The following is a 21,381-nucleotide window of genomic DNA, read 5'->3' as shown; positions in this document are numbered from 1 at the left end:
TACGTCACATCGAAAACAGTAGTCGACGATTGCAAACACCGCTACAAGACACTTCACCACACTTATCCTGAAGAGTGCCCTTGACGGAATCAGTCCGAAGTCCGACGCTGTTCGCAACGCAACATGACGCTTAGAAGCGCACTTTGAACACCATGCCGAACACTACCGATCTCTTCGACCAACAGCGCGCCGACTGGCAAGCGGACCCGCATGCTGCTTTCGATGCGTGGCTCGCGCAACAGCAGTTCCGGGCATCGTCGGCTGATGTCTATCGGGCGCAATGGGGCAACTTTCTTGAATGGCTCGCGGCCAGGCGCACAACGCTTCATACGGTGCAGCGACCGGTCATCGAGCAGTTCGTCTCTCAACTCGAGATTCGGCGGCCACAGCGCATGCGCTATCTACGCTTGATCGAACGCGTGCTGGATCACGTGCGCGAGATCGAATCGGCGTCGACGAATCCGGCTCGATTCATCGCGCAGGACGGCGAGGCGGCGTGGCGCAAGGCACGCGACAACGAGCCGACCGGCTTTCTCACGCATGACGAACGCGGCTTGCTGATCGCGCGACTCGATGCGCCGCTTGGCGCTTTGTCGAGTGTGCAGCGGTGGCGCGAGCTTCGCGATCGAGCGCTCGTCGCGGTGTTTCTAGGCGCAGGGGTGAAGACCGGTGAGGCGGCGCAACTCACTATCGATTGCTATGCGCGCGGCGCGCCGTATGTCACCGTCGACGCCTCGAATCCCATGCTGATTCGGCAGGCCCGGCTCGCGCCTTTTGCCGTCGATGTGCTGGATCGGTGGATCGACGAACGAAAGGTCGCCGGACTCTCGGGCGCGCTGCTCTTCCCGGCCGCGCCCGCCGGTCGGCCGATGCACAAAGCGACCATGCTGCGCGCCATCGATGCGGTGGTCGCAGCGGCGGGAATCGCCGAATCACGCGCCGCGCGCGCGAGCCCGCAAACGCTGCGCAATACCTATGCGGCCGAACTTTTCGAGAACGGCACGGACCCTGAACGCGTTGGACAATGGCTCGGATTCCAGCAGATGATCTCGGTTCATCGCCTGCATCGGGCGTGGCAGGACTGGATGGGTGAGCAAATACGGGAGCGCGATATGGCCGAGGCTTGCGGGCAAGACGGGATGGAAGATCGGTTCATCGATCCCGAAAACTCTCACCTTTGACCTTCGATACCCGCGTGCGGGCTAATCAGCCTTCAATCGCGGGGCTTCGATGAATCCTTCGATTGCGGCCAGCTTCGACGCGGCGGCGCCCGAAGTGCGCTCGCAATTCGGACAAGAGAGCTCGAACTCGTCTTCGTGACGCTGCAATTCCGGCTCGCCGATTTCGCAGGCCGGGCACGCGTTGGGGGTCACGAAGTACGCATCGACCTGGGTGCCGAGCGCCGCCAACTCTTCGGGGTTCAGTCGGCCGTCCTGGGCCATCGACGCCAGCAATTTGCCGATCTCGGCACTCATGCCCGCTCTGACGCGATGCGCGTCTCGCTCGCGAACCAAGGCATCGATCTCGTCCGACTGCGTGCGGACCTGCGATTCCAGCCGATCCGCGCGGCCCCTCGCGGCGCTAAGTTGTTGAATGAATTCGAATTCTTTCTGACCTGCTTCTCGCGTGCCGGCCTGATACGTCGCCGCCATGCCGCGTAACGCATCCAGTTCGACGAGCATGGGCTTGACCCGGCGCTCCGCTTCCTTGACTGCATCCTTTATCTGCTGCGCGTAATGCTCGCTATTTCGACGCGATTCGTCCTGAAGCGCATCGATGCGTTCGCGCAGCCGCGCGCCATGCGCTTGCTCTTGCGAAAGACGATCAGAAAGGGACGAGTTTTCCTTTTCCAATCGCGCGATGACCTCACGCAGGCCTGTCTGCGCATCGATCTGCTGCTCACGGGCCACTCTCAAGTCGGCTTCAAGATTTGCGATTTGCGCCATCGCCGTGTCGAGATGCGCTTTTGCTTGCTGATGCGCAAGCTCGATCGCTTCCCTCCGGCTTTCGGCCTCGCGCGCTTGCATTTGAGCCGCGCTGACAGTGGCATCGACTTGCGTGCGCTCGGCATTCAGCTTCGAGCGGGCTTCTTCTTGCGCATGTACGAATAGTTCCGTGAGCAGCTCGCCAGCGCGCTCCTGTAAGGCTGCAGGCAGCCCGCCGGCATCGATTCGTACGCGCATCGACGAGCGCACGGTGGACCAGAACGCTTCAATGTCTTTGGGAATGTCGCCAGCGCTACCCGTCTGCGTGAATTCTCGGACCGTCGTAACTGACGGACGAATGCCAAGATCGAAAAACAGGCGCTTACACGCATGCATGGACAAGTCCTGCCTGCGTGCGCCTGACGCCCTCATCTGTTCTATTTCTTCGCGCAAGGACTCGCGAGTCGCCATTTTCATATCAATTTCCAGCGCATTTGTATCGAACGGTACGTTTTACGTTTTGAGCGTTATACGGCAGCAGATCCGCTCGCGTCAAGAGTTGTCGATGTGCGGTGGCACCGACTGAGTACTGCAAATCTTAATGCTTTGAACATCAGCGCGTGAAACATCCTTAGCTTTTCCATCTATCATGTTGATATTCTTGAATAATTTCTGCTGCGACTGGCTTTTGCGAGGTTTCACGTCGTACAGAGTCGGGACGGATCGTTTTGTTTAGAGCCAGATGCTCGCGGGGCTCGTTTGAGAGTAATAAAAGTAAACACCTTTGAAACCTTGTTAACCCTGTTAACGCCTTGGCAAAGCCTTACTGCATAAGGCTTTCCAGGCCGTCGGGTGAGATGTTTCAGGATAGAAGGTGAAGCTATTCGGGACACTCTGGTGATGTCCTTCAGGGTCGTACGTGAGGACTCGCGGGAGGCTTGGTGAGCGGATTCAGGGAGCCCGTTTTTGATGTAGGTGAGATTTTCCGGGGGCTTAGTGCCTCAGTTCTCCCGCCATGGTTGGATTGTGGTCGAAATCCTCGATCAACCGAGGTGAGGCTTATCGGGATTGGCCGATTTGTGTCCGTCACTGGATAAAACGGGTCGATTTTACCGATAGGTGAGGTATTTCAGGCGCCAAAGTGTTCGTGCGGTGAGACTTTGCAGGACCAACAGCCATAAAACGAGCGAAATCGGACCCCGAAGCCTTGGAGGTGAGGTTTTACGGGGAGAGGTGAGGCCAGAGAGACCGCCACGTTTTGTGCAATGCTTCCCTTGAAGCGGGCCAAAATAGGAGAGGTGAGCTTTTACGGGGGCCTACTCGTGGCAAATCTAGCCTCATTCCCGCATTGGCTTGCTCGACGGAAAACACTTCCTTTGTCCTACTCCGAAATAGCGTGACATCGCTGAACTCGGTTGAAACACCTCATCTTCAGAATACCTTCTTTAAACAATGAGTTAGCACAAGCGCATGGGTTATGCCGGCGTTAGGGTGAGAGTATTCGGGACCTCGTCGCGATAAGGCAGCGCTCAAGGAATATCTTCTAGGGTGAGAATATTCAGGATCGGGCATTCGTCACGTAAGCCTTTCCAGCCGTCTTCGGAGCCTTATAGGGCGAGTCTTCAGCAGACGTAGACAGCGAAGGTGAGCTTTCTCAGGAGCTTCAAGTGAGCCTTTGCAGGACCCAAACGGGTCTCGAATTTTCCTTCAAGGTGAGCCCTTTCGGGATGCCAACACGCATGAACCAAGACGGCGTCTGGAGACGGCTTTGCTCAGGTCTGTCCTCTATTCCGCTTAAGGTGAGGTATTACAGGAGCGTTTTGAAGTTCGTCGACTTAAGGAGATCCACATATGCCCTTTTTCTGTTGCTTTTGGCGACGATCGTCATCCCAAATGAACGCGTCGTGCGTGTGCGACACGCCATTTTTGGGGAAAATTTTTTTCGGTGAGATTTTTCGGGACCTGTGCCGCGATGCCGTGATGCCCCCTGGCGCTCGCCGCTCCCGTTTACCCGCGTGGCTTCTAGGGATGGCGCCTGACGCTCAAAGGTGAGTGGTGAGAGTTTACGGGGCCGCACCGCAGTGAGCTTCTGTTCGTTCTCGCACTTCACCCCAAACGGTGAAGGCCACCCTGTAGACGTTGATCACCGCACTCGGTATGCTGCTGGCAATCCCGATACTGTCCGACGCATGGCAACCAAACGCGCAAAGAAAACCGATGTTGTCAGCCCGAGCTCGGCTGAGTTGCGCAAGGCGGTCGAAGCCATCGCGATTCAACCGAAGAGCGGCAAGATCACGCTGCTTACTCGCAAGCTCTTCAACGTTCTGCTCGCCGTGGCGCAGCAGGCGGACGAATCTGGCGACACCTACCGCGCGTTGCTGTCCGACATTGTCGCGAATTCCGCATTCGATTCAAACGATACAGCGCTGGTCAAGGAGCATCTGCGTCGCATGGTGTCGGTGCAGGTCGAGTGGAGCACGGGCACGTCGAGCCAGAAGCCCGGCCGCAAGTGGGGCATCTCGACGCTCATCGCCGACGCGGAAATTCTCGAGGACCCGACGACGCGCCGCGTATGGGTCGAATTTTCCTTCGCTCCAAAAATCAAAAAGAAGCTGCTCGATCCGGTGCAGTATGCGCGTCTGAGCCTGCAGTTCCAAAGCCAGTTGCGCAGCAGCGCGGGTCTTGCGCTTTATGAAATATGCGTGCGTTATCTGACCAACCCCAGCCATCTGACGATGCGCGAAACGTGGGAGTGGTGGCGGCCGATTCTATCCGGCACGCCAGATACCGAGGCTGGAGACGAGGCCAAGCGAGAGTACAAGTATTTCAAGCGCGACTATCTTCGTCCCGCAATCGCGGAAGTCAACGCCGTCACTAACATTTTCGTTGAACTCGTGGAACATCGAGAGGGTCGGCGCGTCGCCGAGATTCAGTTCCGCGTCACGGAGCGCAAGCAGCCGATGCTGGCGCTCGACGAACATCCGAACGTCTTCGACAGCACGCTGGTCGACAGGATGGTAAAGATCGGCATTCCGTTGAAAGAGGCGCAGACGCTGTACGCCGACAGCGAGGAAAATCGCATTCGGGCGGCGTTGCAGATGACCGAGCAACGGTTGCGCAGCACGACGCTTCCGCCTATCAGAAGCGCGGCAGCGCTGTTCAAGGACGCGCTCAAGAAGGGCTACGCGCCGCCGCTCGAAGCGCTACCGCCGGCAACGGCCAACGGCGCGCCGCGGTCGACAGCGGGATCGGCATCCGGCGCCGATGATCTCAAGGCACGCCTGCTTGGCGAGTTCTCGGCATATAGAAGGAAGGAAGCGCGTGCGCTCTACGACGAGCAAGGTGAGCGGGAACGGGAGCTGGCGCGGCAGAGTTTCGAAGACGACGTATTGCCGGAACTCGGCACGCATATGCGCGACGATTGGCGTAAGCGCGGCCTCGATTCGAAGCTGGCGGAAACGTCATTTTTCGACTGGCTGGCTAGGAAGACGTGGGGCGAGCCGACCGATGGGGATTTGCTCGCCTTCACACTTAGCCAGACACGCGCTAACTGAACGCGTCTGGCAGAGGGCGGACGCTGTTATTTCTTCTCTTCGTTGAACTGAAGCATGGTTTCGATCTGACGCAGCAGTTCATCTCGTCGATCCCGTGACAAGCCGCGCAACCGCAACTCAAGGCGATCCTCGCCATATGACTTGAGATCGCCGACCGCGACGCCGTCCAGTTTAATCTCCATTCGTTGGGCATAGCGTTGCCGGCCGGGTGGCTTGGGCACTTCTTGTCCGCTTGCGCGTCCCTTCACGATATCCGCGACTTGTCGCGTGCTCAGATCATCCGACGTGATCTTGTTGATGAGGCGCAGCGTGGCATCGCTGCCACGCGCCGAGTGGTAGCGCGTGATTTGATAGGCCATGTTCGACCCGAATCGATCAGGCCGAGCGACCATTTCCTGCATGACGTTTTCAGGAAGCTTCGCAACCGATAGCGCGACAGCGATAGTAGATTCGTCTAGCCCAAGATGGTCGGCCAATTCTCGTTGGCTCTGGAAATGTTGCTCGTCCAGAAAGCGTCGCCAGACGACGGCATTATCGAAGACGGTTTGCGAATCCCGCTGAACGTTTAGATCGTAGCCAAGCTTGTAGCTTTGAATTCCAATAGGCAGGTCGACGACGATCGCTTTGACGGTTTCCTTGTTGGCTTCCTTGAGCGCACGGACGCGACGGCCACCGTCGCTTACGAAGAAGGTCCCAGCGTTATCGTAGTCGGGGATGACGTGGATGGCCTGCTGCTGTCCCTGCCTTGCAAGGTTGACGGCTAGCTCCGCGATTGATGCTTTCAGATAGAAATGGCGCGGATTAAACGGGCTTGCTTTGATCGCCTTTAGCGGCAACTCGATGACCTGCCCAGCCGTGTAGCGGCTCGCCCGTCGCCACGCGCGAAACTGCTCGGATTCGGTGCTGACCTCTGCGTCGGGCTGCTCGTCGGATACGAAGGCGCTTGCGCGTCCATTCGCGGCCTGTCCGACGCTTTGTATATCGACGATTCCATCGATGGCGTTCAGGCGATCTAGAGCGGTTCGCTTCTCGCTGCTTGTCGTGTCGGGGCGGGCCTTGAAGCCTTTTGCCAGTTGGGACGGTTTCATTCAGGGTCCTTTATGCGCATAAAGTCAGGAGAGCATGCCGAGGATTTCATCGGCGCACGCGCGAATCTCGGCAGCAGCGAGGCGCGAGCCGCGGTCGGACATTTGCAAAACGGTTTGTCCTAACGCCATGGCCTGCTTGTAGCACTCTCGGGTTGGGATCTGCGTTTTTAGTAGCGGAAAGCCCAGTTCTTCAAGAGCGACCTTCAGCTCGCGCGTGAGCATCCGCTTCTCTTCCGTCTTGTTCAGCAGAAACACCGCGCGCAGATCTTCGTTCATCACCTGCGCTTGCTGAACCAGTTTGACGAGGCCGACGCTCGACCAATAATCGGCTGGCGATGATGAAGTCGGAATCACTGCCACGCTCGCGGCTAACAGAACGACGCCTGACACCTTCTCTGTAATTGACGGCGGGCAATCCACCACGATGATGTCGTAGTCATTCACGAACTTCCTGATTTCACGATGGATTTGTCCGCCCGCTTCCGAAAGATTCACGACAGGAAAGGGGATGCCGCTCGCTTCGTCTGACGCAGCGCTCGACCAGTGGATTAACGTGTTTTGACCGTCTGCATCGACGACGAGCACGCGCTTCTTCTTTTCGTGAAAAGCTGCGCCCAGGTGCATTGCAATCGTGCTCTTGCCAACGCCGCCCTTCTGCTGCGTGATCGCTATGATTTCCGCCGCCACTTTAATGCTCCAGTTTTTGCAGGCGGTTGAATTTTACATTGAGGTCTAGTAATTTCAACTTTAATTCGACATTAAATGTGTCGTTAGCCATTTGGCATAGGGGTGAGCTTTAGTTGATATTGTGAAAGCGCGGACGTGGGCCTGATGGATGCAGTTTTAAATCAAACATGATGCTCGACAGCAAGAAGCTAAGACGCGAGACCAATATCTCCCCGTCACGGCTTTAGGCGTCTTGGAAATTGTTAAGCGGTGCCGCGCGGCCGGACCAGCTTTATGCGCATAAAGTCACGGCATCCCCGAAGCCCCGAAGCCCGAAGCCCGAAGCCCGAAGCCCGAAGCCCGAGCCCGAAGCCCGAAGCCCGAAGCCCGAAGCCCGAAGCCCGAAGCCCACAGCCCACAGCCCACAGCCCACAGCCCACAGCCCACAGCCCACAGCCCACAGCCCACAGCCCACAGCCCACAGCCCACAGCCCACAGCCCACAGCCCGAAGCCCACAGCCCGAAGCCCACAGCCCGAAGCGCACAGCCCGCAACGACACCGCACCCCCACCCCCCACCCCCAAAATCGCCTATCCTAACCCTGCCTCAACCGCCATTCGCCGACCGAGTCCGGAGCTCCGTAATGACCGTTCGCAACCTGGACATCTTGTTCGCGCCGAAGTCAATTGCTGTGATCGGCGCATCAACGCGGCCGGGCAGCATCGGCGAAATGGTATGGGCCCGCGCCAACAGCGCTGGATTCAAAGGCCCAATCTGGCCAGTAAATCCAAAGCACCAAACCATAGGCGAACAGCCGAGCTTCGCCGACTTAGCTCACCTTCCTGAAGCGCCGAGCGTTGCGGTGCTATGCACGCCCCCTAAAACTTGGCCTCAACTAGTTGAACAACTCGGAGACTGTGGGACCAAAGCTGTCGTCGTTATTGGAGAGGCAGCGAGACACCCCGCGAGAGCCGAATTCATCTCCAATGCAGAGTCCCACGAATGGACTGCCCGTACCCTTGCCGCCGCGCGTCCCTTCCTGCTGCGCGTGGTAGGACCGGCAAGTCTCGGCGTAGTGTCTCCCGCCGTCGGCGCATGCCTCGGGGCGCCAGCGTGCAGTGTCAAATCGGGCGGCGTCGCTTGGGTATCAGGCTCGAACGCGCTAACCAATGGCGTGCTCGGCTGGGCCCGCGCGCGGGGCCTCGGCTTCTCACGCATCGTCGCGTTGGGCGATGAAGCCGACGTCGATTCCGGCGATATCCTCGACTTCCTCGCTACCGACGCATCGACCAAAGCGATTCTTCTTGCGATCGAAACGGTCCGCGCCGCACGCAAATTTATTTCCGCCGCGCGCGCCGCCGCGAGGAATAAGCCGGTACTCGTTCTACGAACCGGACACGACGATCCATTCGATCGCCTATACGGTGCCGCCTTCCGCCGTGCCGGACTTGTACGCGTGGATTCGCTTGACGATCTGCTCGACGAAATCGAAACCCTGGGCGTGGGAAGCGTCGCAGCCGGCGACGTGGCAACCGTCATCACCAGCGATCGCGGCGTCGCCACTTTGGCAAGAGATGCGTTCAGCAAAGCCGGCGATGATCTGGCGCAATGGCCACTCGCCGCACGCGACGCCGTCTCGCTCGCGTTACCCCGAGCCGAATCCGGTAATCCCCTCTTGCTCGGCGACGATGCGTCGCCCGCCGATTTCGGCATCGCGGTGAAAACGCTGGCTCCGCATCGCGACACCGGCACCATCTTCGTCGTACACGCGCCGACGCATAGCGCGCCCGTCGCGGACGTCGCTCGCACATTGATCGCCGCGCGCCGCCATGCTCATCGCGGATTGCTCGCGTGTTTCTTCGGTTGCGTGGATGCCGCCACCCGCGACGCACTCCACGCAAATGGCATCCCGGTTCACACCACCCCGCAGCGTCTCGCGCGTGGTTTTGCACGCCTCGTCGATTTTCGTCAGGGACGCGAATTGTTGATGCAAACACCCGACGGACTTCCAACGGAAATTCCAGAAGAAATCGATATCGCGCAAAACGAAATTCGAATCGCGTTGGAAAACGGCATTGCGGAATTGAATGGTGAACGTGCGGCGCGCATCCTCGCCCGCTTCGGCATCACGGTGAAGCCGGGACCGCCCGATTCCTTTTCCGCCGATGCAGTCGAGATACAGACGCGCCTGCTCAACCATCGCGTCTTTGGACCGGTGTTCGAATTCAAGGCCGAAGGCGCGCTCGGACTTGCCGATGCGCTTCATGAATTTGCGCTGCCTCCGCTCAACCCTGTCCTTGCGCGCGATCTCGTCGTGCGATCGCCGCGCTCGCGCGAGTTGCCCACCGACATGCTGTTGAACGCGCTGACCGCGCTGTCGCAAATGGTTTGTTATATAGAGGAGATCGTCGCACTGCGGCTGACGTTGCGTGTCACGCGCGATTCGGTTGCGGTGCACGAGCCGCAACTGACCTTAGGCGCGCACCGCAAGCAGCTAGCGATCGTGCCGTATCCGCGATGCATGGATGAGACGCTCGACTGGCGCGGTATGCGTATCACCGTGCGGCCCATTCGTCCCGAGGATGAAAATGCGCATCGCGCGTTCGTATCGGCGAACACGGCCGAAGATTTGCGCTTGCGATTTTTCGGCGCCGTGCGCAATTTCGATCATTCGCAACTCGCGCGGATGACCCAAATCGACTACGACCGCGAAATGGCGTTGATCGTGACACGGAGCATTGCGGAGGGCGCCACGGAAACGCTGGGCGTCGCACGCGCCATTTCCGATCCGGACAACGAGACTGCGGAGTTTGCCGTCGCCGCGCGCTCGGACATGAAAGGGAAGGGCTTGGGCTCGCTGCTGCTCACGCGAATCATCGACTATGCGCGAGAGCGTGGAACACGCTGGCTGGTGGGCGAGGCTTTGCGCGAGAACACGGGGATGATCGCGCTCGCGCGCAAAGCCGGTTTCGAATTGATCAGAACCGAAGATCCGAGCGTCGTTGGTTTTCGGATGCGACTCGGTGAAAAACCGACCTAGCCGGCCGTTCGCGATTAGCCGGCCAGTCGCCCGGACGCCTCGTCGATCTGCGCTCTCGTTATCGCCAACTCTTCGAGCAAAGCATCGGGATACGAACTTCCCGTTTCCTTTTCGAGTCTCGCGATCGTCAGCGCCGAGCGCGCCGAGTCTTTCGGCGTCGCGATGAACGACTTCACGGAATGTCCCGCCGAGAATGCTTCGAAGAGCGGTACACGAATCTCTTCCGGCAGCGCACGCGAAGTCCATTGATAAGGCTTGCCGTTATGCGTCAGTTGCGGCGGCAGTGTGCGTTCCTTCTTCGCGGCCGGAATAAGGCCGAAATTGCGCGCCGCTTCCGCGATCTGCTCGGCGGAAAAAAGCTCGTCCGGCGTGATGTCGAACTGCGCGATATGCGCTTCGAGCGCTTGCATTGCAGCGGCGCGATCGTCGCGCTTCTTCTGTGCGCGCGCGACGATATCGCGCAATTCGTCGGCCTCGTCAGGCGTGATCGTAAAGCTCGCCTGTTTCTGTTGAAGTTCGGAAAAACGCTGGAATTCTGAATCGGAAAGGAGTTTTGCCATGAACCGTGAAGATAGAGCGCGGCGTGGGCGTGAACCGGCTGCCGCTTTTTAGGAGGGCCGCCATTCTAACGCGTGTATCAGCCGTGGTTCAGTCTCGCGTCATCGAAAGCTCGCTCGCGGCGCCGCGCAAAAGCGCCGTTACTTCTTCGATGGAAGGCGCGACGTATTCGTCGATACGCCGCATGAAAGGGCAGGTCAGCGCCGCGATGGCTTGGCCCGATGGCCCAAGCAACGGAAAAGTCACATCGGTGACGCCGAAGGTCTGCTGGCTGTCCTTTTGTGAATAGCCGAGCTCGCCGATCTTTTCGTAGTCGGCATCGAGTACCGCGCGATCGAGCGCCAGTTCGCCTTTCACCTTTGTATGTTCCGCCAGCATGTGCTCGCGCTGCTCCTCGGTCTGAAACGCGAGCATCACGCGACCGGAGCCGGTGTCGATAAGGCCGACGCGTGACCCCAGCCGGACCGAAATTCCCCACGTGCCGGGACCGTCCACTTGCGCGATCACCAGCAGGTTGCCGCGATCGTAGACGACCAGATGAACCGACTGCTCGGCGGCATCGGCAAAACGTTGCATCACGGGCAGAGCCTCGGCAATCAGCCGGTTCATCGGCGGATGCCGGTGCGCAAGCGCGTACAACTTCAGGCTCAGCGAATAACGGTCGCCCTCGGGCGAGCGCACGACGTATTGTCGCGCGACCAGCCGTTCCAGCATCCGATACATCTCGCTTGCATTGCGCCCGAGCATCTTCGTGATCTCGGCGCGCGTCAGTCCCGATTTCTGTTCCGAGAGTAATTCGAGAATGTCCAGTCCCTTGTCGAGCGCGGGCGCGCGATAGCGATCCGCGTCGCCATCGGTGTCGGTTACTTCAACGTCCATGTTGGGTATGCGTCGATTCATGAATTGGCGCCGAGTTTAAGCCTTTCGTCAGCAATAGCGTTGCCCGCGCTAGGGAAAGCACCAACTGACTTCTGATTGTCCGTATATGAATAATACGTTCACTGATAAATATCCATATCGACAGTTTCCCGTAGTCACCCACACGGCCGTAGTCGCAAAAAACACAAGATCAGGAGACAAGCATGACGTCCTCAACTTCCTTTCGCCGCCTGGCCGTAAAAGCCGGCGTGGCGCTCGCCGTACTTTCGACCACCGGTGCAGCTGGCCTCGCGCAAGCCGCCGATGCCGGCAAGGTCGGCCTCGGTCTCCCGCTTCTGACCTCGCCGTTCTGGCAGTCGTACAACAACTATCTGCCGAAGTACGCGAAGGACATGGGCATAGACATCCTTGCGCCCGTCAACTCGAACGGCGATCCCGCGCAGCAGATCACCGACATGAACAACCTGCTGAACCTGGGCGCGAAGGGCATCGTGGTCGGCCCGCTGGATTCGGCCGCAATCAGCCGCGCGCTCGACGCCTCGGCGGCGAAGAACGTGCCGGTCGTCGCCGTCGATGTCGCGCCGACGCAAGGCAAGGTCGCGATGGTCGTGCGCGCCGACAACCGCGCGTATGGTTCGAAGTCGTGCGAGTACATTGGCGAGCACGTGAAGTCGGGCAAGGTCGTGCAGATCATGGGCGATCTGGCATCGGTCAATGGCCGCGATCGTTCGGAAGCGTTTCGCGAGTGCCTGAAGAAATTCCCGTCGCTGAGCCTGCTCGAGATTCCCGCCGCATGGAAGGGCGAGGCCGCCGCGACCGCGCTCGACAGCCTGCTCACCGCGAACCCCGACGTGAAGGCGATCTATATGCAGGCGGGCGGCGTCTATCTGTCGCCGACGTTGCAGACCTTGCGCCGCAAGCAGTTGCTGGTGAAGGCGGGCGATCCGAAGCACATCGTGATCGTGAGCAACGACGGCATTCCGCAGGAATATGATGCGATCCGCCGTGGCGATATCGACGCGACCATCTCGCAGCCCGCCGATCTCTACGCAAAGTATGGCCTCTTCTATATCAAGGCGGCTCTGGCGGGACAAACCTTCAAACCGGGCCCGACGGATCACGGCAGCACGATCGTTCAGCGCGGTCCAGGCATTCTCGAAGATCAATTGCCCGCGCCGCTCGTGACGAAAGCCAATGTCGATGACAAAACACTTTGGGGCAACACCGTCAAATGAGCGCGCCCGTCGTTGAGACAGTTGGCCTGACGAAGCGCTATGGCTCGACGCCCGCACTCGCAGATGTAAGCATGCGCGTGCTGCCCGGCGAGTCGCATGCGCTCGTTGGACGCAACGGCGCGGGCAAATCGACGCTCGTGTCGATGATCACCGGCCTGAAGAAGCCGGACGCTGGCGAGATCCGCTTCAACGACGCGCCCGCGCCGCCGCTCGCCGACCGCGATGCATGGCGCGAGCGCGTCGCCTGCGTCTATCAGCATTCGACGATCATCCGCGAGTTGTCGGTGGCCGAAAATCTGTACATCAATCGGCAGCATCAGAAGGGCGGCGTGATCGACTGGCGCGCCATGCGCCGTGATGCCCGCGCGCTGCTCGACCACTGGAAGATCGACGTGCGCGAAGACGCACGCGCGGGCGATCTGACAGTAGAAGCGCGGCAGTTGGTGGAGATTGCGCGGGCGCTGTCGTACGGTGCGCGCTTCATCATTCTCGATGAACCGACTGCACAGTTGGACGGCGAGGAGATCAAGCGTCTCTTCAAGCGTATTGAAGAGTTACAGCGCGAAGGCGTCACTTTCCTGTTCATTTCGCATCACTTGCAAGAGGTGTACGAAATCTGTCAGGCAGTGACAGTTCTGCGCGACGCTCGGCATATCGTCAGCGCGCCGGTTTCGGCATTGCCGCGCGACCGGCTCATCGAAGCGATGACGGGCGAGCAGGGGGGGCTTGCCGTCGCGGATGCCGCCGCGCGCGCGCCCCTGCCCGCTGATGCGCCGCAAGCGCTGCGTGTCGAAGCGTTACGCGGCGACGACTACGAGAACGTCACGTTGAGCGTTCGCAAGGGCGAAGTGATCGGCCTGACCGGCGCGACGACGAGCGGCCGGACGAGCGTCGCCGAAGCCATCGCCGGATTGAAGGCGCAACGCGCGGGCACGATCAGCGTCGATGGCCGCGTGCTGCCGCCGGGCGACGTGCCGGCCGCGCTGGCGCATGGTGTCGGCTGCGTGCCGAAAGACCGGCATCGCGAAGGCTTGGTGCTGTCGCAATCCGTCGCGGAAAACGCGTCCATGACGATCGCGCGATTGCTCGGCCGCTTCGGTATTGCGACGCCCGCGAAAAAGAACGCCTTCGGACGCCGCATGATTGCCGCGCTCGGCATCAAGACGCAGGGCCCGGAACATATCGTGTCGGGCTTGTCGGGCGGCAATCAGCAAAAAGTGGTGATGGCGCGCGCGCTCGCCACTGATCCGGACGTGCTCGTTCTGATCGATCCCACCGCTGGCGTCGATGTGAAGTCGAAGGAAGCGTTGCTCGGCGTCGTCGAGCGCGTGCGCGAGGAAGGGAAGGCGGTGCTCGTCGTATCGGGCGAGCTGGACGACTTGCGCACGTGCGACCGCGTCCTGGTGATGTTTCGCGGCGCCATCGTCGCCGAATTCCCTGCCGGATGGCAGGACCATGAACTCATCGCATCCGTCGAAGGGGTGAATCTCCATGAAGCATGACGTACCCAACCCGGCGATGAACGGCGCGAGCATGGCCGTGGCGCGCCCGCGCATCGAACTGGCGCGTTTTCGCGACCTCGCATTGCTGCCCGCGCTGGCGCTCTTGCTTGCCATCGGCGCGTTCGTCAGCCCGAGCTTTCTCACGCAGGCGAATCTCATCAGCATCCTTGGGGCATCGGCGGCGCTTGCGCTTGTCGTGCTGGCCGAATCGCTGATCGTTCTGACAGGCAAGTTCGATTTATCGCTCGAATCGACGGTCGGCATTGCGCCGGCTGTCGGCGCGATGCTCGTGATGCCGGCGGCGTCGGCGGGCTTCGGCTTCGAGTGGCCGGCGGCAGCGGGACTTGCGGCGATCGTTGTGGTCGGCGCGCTGATCGGCTTCTTCAACGGCTTTTTGGTCGTGCGGCTGCGGCTGAACGCGTTCATCGTCACGCTCGCAATGCTGATCGTGCTGCGCGGCATGCTCGTCGGCGCGACCAAGGGCGGCACGTTGTTCGACATGCCGCCTTCGTTCTTCACGCTGGCCACGACACTCGTGCTCGGCCTGCCGCTCTCGGTATGGCTCGCGGCGGCCGCGTTCGCCGTTGCCGCGTTCATGCTGCGTTACCACCGCCTCGGCCGCGCGCTTTACGCGATCGGCGGCAATCCCGAAGCGGCACGCGCGGCAGGCATTCGCGTGGAGCGCATCACGTGGGGCGTGTTCGTGCTCGGCAGCGTACTGGCGTCGATTGGCGGTTTGATCGTCACAGGCTACGTCGGCGCGATCAACGCGAACCAGGGCAATGGAATGATCTTCACGGTGTTCGCGGCGGCAGTGATCGGCGGCATTTCGTTGGATGGCGGCAAGGGCACGATGCTCGGCGCGCTATCGGGCGTGTTGCTGCTGGGCGTCGTGCAGAACTTGCTGACCTTGGCGCAGGTGCCATCGTTCTGGATTCAGGCGATTTACGGCGCGATCATCCTGGGTTCGCTGATGGTGGCGAGACTGGCGGGTGGAGATGCGCAGAACTGAAGCGGGAGCGCAGCCGCGCGCGTCTCGCGAAATCGGCTGACGCGTCCAGCGCCCGGACGACGAACGTCAGCAGGCGGCTGCTGAAGATGCCGCGAGCATACGGCTCAATGTCCACGACGACACGGATTTCAGAAGGAACGAGATGCCCGACACAGAGACAAAAACCACCGACCCCCGCCTGATCCTCTTGAGCAAAGAAGACAACTGTCTGATAGCAGCAGCCCGCCTAATCGCAGGCGAAACGCTTCAGATAGAAGGCGAGCCAGTCAAGCTGGAAACGACGATAGAACTGGCTCACAAAATAGCCCGCCGCGCGTTGAAGAAGGACGACAAAGTCCTCCGCTACGGCGCGATCATCGGCCACGTGAGCATAGACGTTCCCCGCGGCGCGCATCTCCACACTCACAATCTGGAGAGCGACTACATCCCCACCTACACGCACGACGCCGGCCACGCCTACGTGCAGCATTGAGAGCCATGAACACATCAACATTGCTGGGCTTCCCAAGATCCGATGGCCGCAAGGGCATCCGCAACATCGTCGCGGTGGCGTACATGGTCGAGTGCGCGCATCACGTTGCCCGCGAGATCGTCACGCACTTCCGCCCATCGTTCGACGCTTTCGACGCCGCGCAAAACGAAGCGCCGCCCGTGCACCTGATCGGCTTCCCCGGCTGCTATCCGAATAGCTACGCCGAAAAGATGCTGGAGCGCATCTGCACGCATCCGAACGTGGGCGCGGTGCTGTTCGTGTCGCTTGGCTGCGAAAGCATGAACAAGCACTATCTCGCCGATGTCGTGCGCGCGAGCGGCCGCCCCGCCGCCGTCGTGACGATCCAGGAAAACGGCGGCACGCGCAGCACGATTCAGCACGGTCTCGACTGGGTACGCGAAGCGCGCGCGACGCTCGCCGCGCAAGAGAAAGTGCCGATGGCGCTCGATGAACTCGTCATCGGCACGATCTGCGGCGGCTCGGACGGCACGAGCGGCATCACGGCGAACCCGGCCGTGGGCCGCGCCTTCGACACCTTCATCGACGAAGGCGCGGCGTGCATCTTCGAGGAAACCGGCGAACTCGTCGGCTGCGAATTTCATATGAAGACCCGCGCGGCGCGTCCCGAACTCGGCGATGAAATCGTCGCGTGCGTGGAAAAAGCCGCGCGCTATTACACGACGATGGGCCACGGTTCCTTCGCGGTCGGCAACGCGGACGGCGGGCTCACGACGCAGGAAGAGAAGTCGCTCGGCGCGTATGCGAAGAGCGGCGCGTCGCCTATCGTCGGCATCATCAAGCCGGGCGATGTCCCGCCGACCGGCGGCCTTTATCTGCTCGATGTCGTGCCCGACGGCGAGCCGCGCTTCGGCTTTCCGAACATCAGCGACAACGCGGAAATCGGCGAACTCATCGCGTGCGGCTCACACGTAATCCTCTTTACGACGGGGCGCGGCTCGGTGGTCGGCTCGGCGATATCGCCCGTCATCAAGGTCTGCGCGAATCCGGCGACGTATCGCAACCTGTCCGGCGACATGGACGTGGATGCCGGCCGCATCCTGGAAGGCCGCGCGACGCTCGACGAAGTAGGACGCGAAGTGTTCGATGTCACCGTGGCGGTGGCGGCGGGCGCTGCGTCGAAATCGGAGTCGCTGGGTCATCAGGAATTCATCCTGACTTACAAAACCTTCGAGCCCGTCGGCCCCGCGTGTTTGCCTGGCGGCGCGCAACGCGTTAGTGTTGCGTCTCGCGGCACCGCAGAAGTCGTTTCGAACTGAACAATCGACTGAGGGTTGCACAATGAACGGAGACACGCAGGAGGCCGTCACGCGCCGACGCAAGATCGGGCGGACGGATCTGGAGGTGACGGCACTTTCGCTCGGCACGGCGCCGCTAGGCGGGCTATATCACGAACTGACGGAAGACGAGGCGCGCGCTACAGTCGATGCGGCGTGGCAAGCGGGCATCCGTTTCTTCGATACCGCGCCGCATTACGGACACACGAAGGCAGAACACCGTCTCGGCGATGCCCTGCGACGCCACGCGCGAAGTGACTACGTGCTCTCGACCAAAGTGGGCCGCCGCTTCGTGCCGCGCACCGCGCCCGACGACGGCAGCGAAGGCTGGGCCGCGCCGCTACCGTTCCAGGCCATCTACGACTACACCTACGACGGCATCTTGCGCTCGTTCGAAGACAGCCAGCAGCGGCTCGGCATGATCGACATCGATATCGTGCTGATACACGACATCGGCCGTGTCACGCACGGCGAAAAAAACGCGCATTACTGGCGTCAGCTCACCAGCGAAGGCGGTTTTCGTGCGCTCGATGAACTCAAGCAGTCGCGCGGCGTGAAAGCAGTCGGCCTCGGCGTGAACGAAGGCGCGGCGGTGCGCGAGGCAATGGCCGAATACGACATCGACTGCGCGTTGCTCGCTGGCCGCTACACGCTGCTCGAACAGAACACGCTCGACGATCTCTTGCCCGAGTGCGAACAGCGCGGTGTGAGCATCCTGCTTGGCGGCGCGTTCAATTCGGGCATTCTCGCGCGCGGTCTCGATGCCGACGCGCAAGGCGATCTCAAATTCAACTACGGCGATGCGCCCAAAGAGATCGTCGATCGTGTGGCGAGGCTGGAACGCATCTGTCGCGAGTATGGCGTCGCGCTGTCGACGGCCGCCCTGCAGTTTCCTTATGCGCATAAAGTCGTCGCCACGGTGTTGATGGGCGCGCGCAAGCCCGAGGAAGTGCGTGAGAATGCGGCGTCATTCGCCACGCCGGTTCCTTCGGCGTTGTGGGACGCTTTGCGTGCGGCTGGCTTGCTGCATGAGAAGGCGCCGACACCGCAATGAACATCGACGCTCATCAACATTATTGGGACCCGGCGCGTGGCGATTACGGTTGGCTCACGCCCGATCTCAAGCCGCTCTATCGCGTCTTCGGTTCCGATGATCTGGCGCCGCTCCGCAAGATCACGAATGTCAAGCAAACGGTCGTCGTGCAAGCGGCGGCGACCGTCGATGAAACGCGTTATCTGCTCGATCTAGCGCGCGATGACGAATCCATTGCGGGCGTCGTCGGCTGGGTTCCGCTCGATTCCGTCGACGCGGTAGAAATCATCGACGAATTTGCGCGCGACAAAAAATTCAAAGCCGTGCGGCCGATGCTGCAAGACCTGCCCGACGATACGTGGATAGACCACGCGCCGCGCCCGGAAGCCATCCAGCGTCTGATCGAGCTCGATCTTGCTTTCGACGCGCTCATCTTCGCGCGCCACGTGCCATCGCTCGTCGAGTTCGCCGGGCGTTATCCGGCGTTGCGTATCGTCGTGGATCACGGTGCGAAGCCGCCCATCCGCGATGGCGAAGCGGGCTGGCAACCGTGGGCCGATGGCATCGCGCAACTCGCTGCCTTGCCGCAGCGCCTCTATTGCAAGCTCTCGGGGCTCGCGACAGAAGCGTCGCCTAGCTGGACCGCCGACACGCTCGCGCCTTACGTCGCGCATCTCATCGACCAATTCGGACACGAGCGCCTCATGTGGGGCAGCGATTGGCCGGTACTGAACTTAAACGGTTGCTACACTGATTGGCACGCCGCCGCGAGGCGCTTGGTCTCGCATCTCGAAAAAGCCGAGGAAGACGCGATTTTCGGCGGAAACGCCCGTGCGTTCTATCGCCTCTGAAGCCGCTGATATACCCGGCATGTCTTAAAATCAACTTCCACTGGAGCAGTAGATGGTACAAAGACTGGCAGGCAAGACGGCGCTGATCACCGCGGCGGGACAAGGAATCGGGCTCGCGACGGCCGAGCTTTTCGCGGCGGAAGGCGCGCGCGTGATCGCAACCGACATTCGTATCGAAGGGCTCGAAGGCAAGCCGGTCGAAGCCCACAAGCTCGACGTGCTCGACCCCCAAGCCATCGAGGCGCTCGCGAAGGAAGTTGGCGCCATCGACGTGCTCTTCAACTGCGCGGGCTATGTGCATCCCGGTTCGATTCTCGAAGCAAGCGAAGCGGACTGGGACCTCGCTTTCAATCTGAACGCGAAGGCCATGTATCGGACGATCCGCGCGTTCCTGCCGAAGATGCTGGAAAAGGGCGGCGGCTCGATCGTCAATATGTCGTCGGCGGCGTCGAGCGTGAAGGGCGTGCCGAATCGCTTCGTGTATGGTGCGTCGAAGGCGGCGGTCATCGGGCTCACGAAATCCGTCGCGGCGGATTTCGTCACGCGCGGCATCCGCTGCAACGCAATTTGTCCGGGCACGGTGGAGTCGCCGTCGCTGAAGGACCGCATCGCCGAGCAAGCCAAGGCGCAGGGCGCGACGATCGACCAGATTCAGGCGGCTTTCGTTTCGCGTCAACCAATGGGCCGCGTCGGCCGCACGGAAGAAATCGCGGCGCTCGCGCTGTATCTCGCCTCGGACGAGTCGTCGTTCACGACGGGTCAGGCTCACGTCATCGATGGCGGCTGGTCCAACTAAGACCGGCCGCTGCGTTTTCAACCTTTGCATTTCGAAACACGAGGATCTATTCAGATGAAGCTGCTTCGTTACGGCCCCAAGGGTCAGGAAAAACCGGGTTTGCTGGATGCCGAAGGCAAGATTCGCGATCTGTCGAAGGTCGTGGACGACATCTCCGGCGCTACGCTGACCGATGCGGGCCTGGCCAAGCTGCGCGCGACCGACCCGGCGTCGCTGCCGGTGGTGGATGGCAATCCGCGTATCGGGCCGTGTGTCGGACGTGTGGGCAAGTTCGTGTGTATTGGCCTCAACTACGCGGATCACGCCGCCGAATCGAATCTGCCCGTGCCGACCGAGCCGGTCATTTTCGGCAAGTGGACGAGTGCCATTTGCGGCCCGAACGACGACGTGGAAATTCCGCGCAATTCGAAGAAGACCGACTGGGAAGTCGAACTCGGCGTGGTGATCGGCAAGGAAGCCAAGTATGTCGATGAAGCCAACGCGCTCGACTACGTGGCCGGTTACTGCGTGATCAACGACGTCTCCGAGCGCGAATGGCAGCTCGAACATGGCACGCAATGGGACAAGGGCAAGGGCTTCGACACGTTCGGCCCGCTCGGCCCGTGGCTCGTGACGAAGGACGAAGTCGCCGATCCGCAGAAGCTCGATCTCTGGCTCGAAGTGGACGGTCATCGTTACCAGAACGGCAACACGAAGACCATGGTCTTCACCGTCGCGCAACTGGTCGCATATCTGTCGAAGACGATGAGCCTGCAGCCCGGCGATGTCATCTCGACCGGCACGCCGCCGGGCGTCGGCATGGGCGTGAAGCCCAGCGCGGTGTACCTGAAGTCTGGGCAGACCATTCGCCTTGGTATCGAAGGTCTCGGCGAGCAGCAGCAGAAGACGGTCGACGCGTAATAGCTTCGCGCCGTGAAAGTAAAAAACCTCGCTGCGGCGAGGTTTTTCGTCTTCAGGACGGAAGGTTGAATTCAGGCGTTATAGAGCGCTTCGGCCGCGCTTTCGCTGATGCGCGTGATCGTGCCTTGCGCCACCGCGACGAGCGTTTCGGCGTTGCCGTCGGTGACGAAGACATCGCACTGGCAGGTTGCCTGCGTCATGCCGGCATGCACCACGCGCGCCCGCGCCATTAGCGTGCCGGAAACCGCCGGGCGCAGATAGTTGATCTTGTATTCGCCGGTGACGACCTTCGGACCGAGCCTCAGCGCGCCTGCGAACGTCAGCGCGTTGTCCACGAGATAACTCACCACCCCGCCGTGCACGAAACCGTGTTGTTGCCTCAGCTCATCGCGGATCTGCAGACACAGCGTGAGACTCGCTGCATCGACCTGCATCAGTTTCGTTCCGAGCAAGGCGCTAAACGGTTGCGCATTCAGCGCACCGCGCGCGATATCGACTAATTCGGCCATTCGGACACTCCTTGGGGTGGGTTCGGCGCCGTCCTGCAAAGACAA

At 60.8% G+C, this 21,381-nt stretch carries 18 protein-coding genes; 12 read left to right on the top strand and 6 right to left on the bottom strand.

Annotation, left to right across the window (positions count from 1 at the left end):
* The first annotated feature begins 152 nt into the window (after positions 1-152).
* Complete coding sequence (locus tag QCE79_RS30500; RefSeq protein ID WP_250466365.1) at positions 153-1,181, top strand: tyrosine-type recombinase/integrase; 1,029 nt, start codon at positions 153-155, stop codon at positions 1,179-1,181.
* A gap of 21 nt (positions 1,182-1,202) precedes the next feature.
* On the opposite strand, the gene QCE79_RS30495 is transcribed toward QCE79_RS30500, so the two are convergent.
* Complete coding sequence (locus tag QCE79_RS30495; protein WP_309850292.1) at positions 1,203-2,402, bottom strand: DNA-binding protein; 1,200 nt, start codon at positions 2,400-2,402, stop codon at positions 1,203-1,205.
* Positions 2,403-4,114: 1,712 nt separating this feature from the next.
* Here QCE79_RS30495 and QCE79_RS30490 point away from each other — a divergent pair.
* Entirely contained in the window at positions 4,115-5,479 is a 1,365-nt protein-coding gene (locus tag QCE79_RS30490; RefSeq protein WP_244828994.1) for a replication initiation protein, read from the top strand.
* 26 nt (positions 5,480-5,505) lie between these two features.
* Here the strand turns inward: QCE79_RS30490 and QCE79_RS30485 are convergent, their stop codons facing one another.
* Both QCE79_RS30485 and parA read right to left on the bottom strand, forming a co-directional pair.
* Positions 5,506-6,567: a ParB/RepB/Spo0J family partition protein gene (locus QCE79_RS30485; RefSeq protein ID WP_309850287.1), complete on the bottom strand. Its 1,062-nt coding sequence runs from the start codon at positions 6,565-6,567 to the stop codon at positions 5,506-5,508.
* Positions 6,568-6,591: 24 nt separating this feature from the next.
* Positions 6,592-7,254, bottom strand: a complete 663-nt coding sequence (gene parA / locus QCE79_RS30480; protein WP_250466370.1) for a ParA family partition ATPase — start codon at positions 7,252-7,254, stop codon at positions 6,592-6,594.
* A gap of 622 nt (positions 7,255-7,876) precedes the next feature.
* On the opposite strand from parA, the gene QCE79_RS30475 reads away from it, so the two are divergent.
* The gene (locus tag QCE79_RS30475; RefSeq protein ID WP_309850285.1) at positions 7,877-10,273 is read left to right on the top strand and encodes a GNAT family N-acetyltransferase; all 2,397 of its coding nucleotides are present in this window, start codon (positions 7,877-7,879) and stop codon (positions 10,271-10,273) included.
* A gap of 14 nt (positions 10,274-10,287) precedes the next feature.
* Here the strand turns inward: QCE79_RS30475 and QCE79_RS30470 are convergent, their stop codons facing one another.
* Both QCE79_RS30470 and QCE79_RS30465 read right to left on the bottom strand, forming a co-directional pair.
* A complete protein-coding gene (locus tag QCE79_RS30470) occupies positions 10,288-10,833 on the bottom strand; it encodes a hypothetical protein (RefSeq protein WP_250466373.1) in 546 nt (181 codons plus the stop codon).
* An 88-nt stretch (positions 10,834-10,921) separates the two neighbouring features.
* A complete protein-coding gene (locus tag QCE79_RS30465) occupies positions 10,922-11,710 on the bottom strand; it encodes an IclR family transcriptional regulator (protein WP_404989449.1) in 789 nt (262 codons plus the stop codon).
* A gap of 203 nt (positions 11,711-11,913) precedes the next feature.
* On the opposite strand from QCE79_RS30465, the gene QCE79_RS30460 reads away from it, so the two are divergent.
* From QCE79_RS30460 to QCE79_RS30420, 9 genes are all read left to right on the top strand, one after another.
* Positions 11,914-12,945: a sugar ABC transporter substrate-binding protein gene (locus tag QCE79_RS30460; RefSeq protein WP_250526484.1), complete on the top strand. Its 1,032-nt coding sequence runs from the start codon at positions 11,914-11,916 to the stop codon at positions 12,943-12,945.
* On the top strand, positions 12,942-14,447 hold the full coding sequence (locus QCE79_RS30455) for a sugar ABC transporter ATP-binding protein (protein WP_309850278.1): 1,506 nt from the start codon (positions 12,942-12,944) through the stop codon (positions 14,445-14,447). The genes QCE79_RS30460 and QCE79_RS30455 overlap by 4 nt, the downstream gene beginning before the upstream one ends.
* Entirely contained in the window at positions 14,437-15,459 is a 1,023-nt protein-coding gene (locus QCE79_RS30450; RefSeq protein WP_309850276.1) for an ABC transporter permease, read from the top strand. Before QCE79_RS30455 ends, QCE79_RS30450 begins: the two co-directional genes overlap by 11 nt.
* Before the next feature lie 142 nt (positions 15,460-15,601).
* Positions 15,602-15,931, top strand: coding sequence for a UxaA family hydrolase (locus QCE79_RS30445; protein WP_250509758.1), 330 nt, complete (start codon positions 15,602-15,604; stop codon positions 15,929-15,931).
* Between the two features lie 5 nt (positions 15,932-15,936).
* Positions 15,937-17,229, top strand: coding sequence for a UxaA family hydrolase (locus tag QCE79_RS30440; protein WP_309850272.1), 1,293 nt, complete (start codon positions 15,937-15,939; stop codon positions 17,227-17,229).
* A 22-nt stretch (positions 17,230-17,251) separates the two neighbouring features.
* A complete protein-coding gene (locus tag QCE79_RS30435) occupies positions 17,252-18,301 on the top strand; it encodes an aldo/keto reductase (RefSeq protein ID WP_309850270.1) in 1,050 nt (349 codons plus the stop codon).
* On the top strand, positions 18,298-19,131 hold the full coding sequence (locus QCE79_RS30430; RefSeq protein ID WP_250466387.1) for an amidohydrolase: 834 nt from the start codon (positions 18,298-18,300) through the stop codon (positions 19,129-19,131). Before QCE79_RS30435 ends, QCE79_RS30430 begins: the two co-directional genes overlap by 4 nt.
* 52 nt (positions 19,132-19,183) lie before the next feature.
* Positions 19,184-19,927, top strand: a complete 744-nt coding sequence (locus QCE79_RS30425; protein WP_244829007.1) for an SDR family oxidoreductase — start codon at positions 19,184-19,186, stop codon at positions 19,925-19,927.
* A 54-nt stretch (positions 19,928-19,981) separates the two neighbouring features.
* Entirely contained in the window at positions 19,982-20,827 is an 846-nt protein-coding gene (locus QCE79_RS30420; protein WP_244829008.1) for an ureidoglycolate lyase, read from the top strand.
* Between the two features lie 71 nt (positions 20,828-20,898).
* Here the strand turns inward: QCE79_RS30420 and QCE79_RS30415 are convergent, their stop codons facing one another.
* Positions 20,899-21,336 carry a PaaI family thioesterase gene (locus QCE79_RS30415; RefSeq protein WP_250466388.1) on the bottom strand — a complete coding sequence of 146 codons (438 nt, stop codon included), beginning with the start codon at positions 21,334-21,336 and terminating at the stop codon, positions 20,899-20,901.
* Between the last annotated feature and the right edge of the window lie 45 nt (positions 21,337-21,381).

The sequence above is a fragment of the Caballeronia sp. LZ003 genome (assembly GCF_031451465.1).
Classification (GTDB): domain Bacteria; phylum Pseudomonadota; class Gammaproteobacteria; order Burkholderiales; family Burkholderiaceae; genus Caballeronia.
This window is presented reverse-complemented; position numbering and strand designations above follow the sequence as displayed.

What these genes read in the sequence shown, in the direction of transcription:
- QCE79_RS30425 (WP_244829007.1), top strand. Translation starts at nt 19,184, where the DNA reads ATGGTACAAAGACTGGCAGGCAAGACGGCGCTGATCACCGCGGCGGGA.
- QCE79_RS30440 (WP_309850272.1), top strand. Translation starts at nt 15,937, where the DNA reads ATGAACACATCAACATTGCTGGGCTTCCCAAGATCCGATGGCCGCAAG.
- QCE79_RS30470 (WP_250466373.1), bottom strand. Translation starts at nt 10,833, where the DNA reads ATGGCAAAACTCCTTTCCGATTCAGAATTCCAGCGTTTTTCCGAACTT.
- QCE79_RS30485 (WP_309850287.1), bottom strand. Translation starts at nt 6,567, where the DNA reads ATGAAACCGTCCCAACTGGCAAAAGGCTTCAAGGCCCGCCCCGACACG.
- QCE79_RS30435 (WP_309850270.1), top strand. Translation starts at nt 17,252, where the DNA reads ATGAACGGAGACACGCAGGAGGCCGTCACGCGCCGACGCAAGATCGGG.
- QCE79_RS30465 (WP_404989449.1), bottom strand. Translation starts at nt 11,710, where the DNA reads ATGGACGTTGAAGTAACCGACACCGATGGCGACGCGGATCGCTATCGC.
- QCE79_RS30475 (WP_309850285.1), top strand. Translation starts at nt 7,877, where the DNA reads ATGACCGTTCGCAACCTGGACATCTTGTTCGCGCCGAAGTCAATTGCT.
- QCE79_RS30445 (WP_250509758.1), top strand. Translation starts at nt 15,602, where the DNA reads ATGCCCGACACAGAGACAAAAACCACCGACCCCCGCCTGATCCTCTTG.
- QCE79_RS30420 (WP_244829008.1), top strand. Translation starts at nt 19,982, where the DNA reads ATGAAGCTGCTTCGTTACGGCCCCAAGGGTCAGGAAAAACCGGGTTTG.
- QCE79_RS30430 (WP_250466387.1), top strand. Translation starts at nt 18,298, where the DNA reads ATGAACATCGACGCTCATCAACATTATTGGGACCCGGCGCGTGGCGAT.
- QCE79_RS30460 (WP_250526484.1), top strand. Translation starts at nt 11,914, where the DNA reads ATGACGTCCTCAACTTCCTTTCGCCGCCTGGCCGTAAAAGCCGGCGTG.
- QCE79_RS30500 (WP_250466365.1), top strand. Translation starts at nt 153, where the DNA reads ATGCCGAACACTACCGATCTCTTCGACCAACAGCGCGCCGACTGGCAA.
- QCE79_RS30455 (WP_309850278.1), top strand. Translation starts at nt 12,942, where the DNA reads ATGAGCGCGCCCGTCGTTGAGACAGTTGGCCTGACGAAGCGCTATGGC.
- QCE79_RS30490 (WP_244828994.1), top strand. Translation starts at nt 4,115, where the DNA reads ATGGCAACCAAACGCGCAAAGAAAACCGATGTTGTCAGCCCGAGCTCG.
- QCE79_RS30415 (WP_250466388.1), bottom strand. Translation starts at nt 21,336, where the DNA reads ATGGCCGAATTAGTCGATATCGCGCGCGGTGCGCTGAATGCGCAACCG.
- QCE79_RS30450 (WP_309850276.1), top strand. Translation starts at nt 14,437, where the DNA reads ATGAAGCATGACGTACCCAACCCGGCGATGAACGGCGCGAGCATGGCC.
- QCE79_RS30495 (WP_309850292.1), bottom strand. Translation starts at nt 2,402, where the DNA reads ATGAAAATGGCGACTCGCGAGTCCTTGCGCGAAGAAATAGAACAGATG.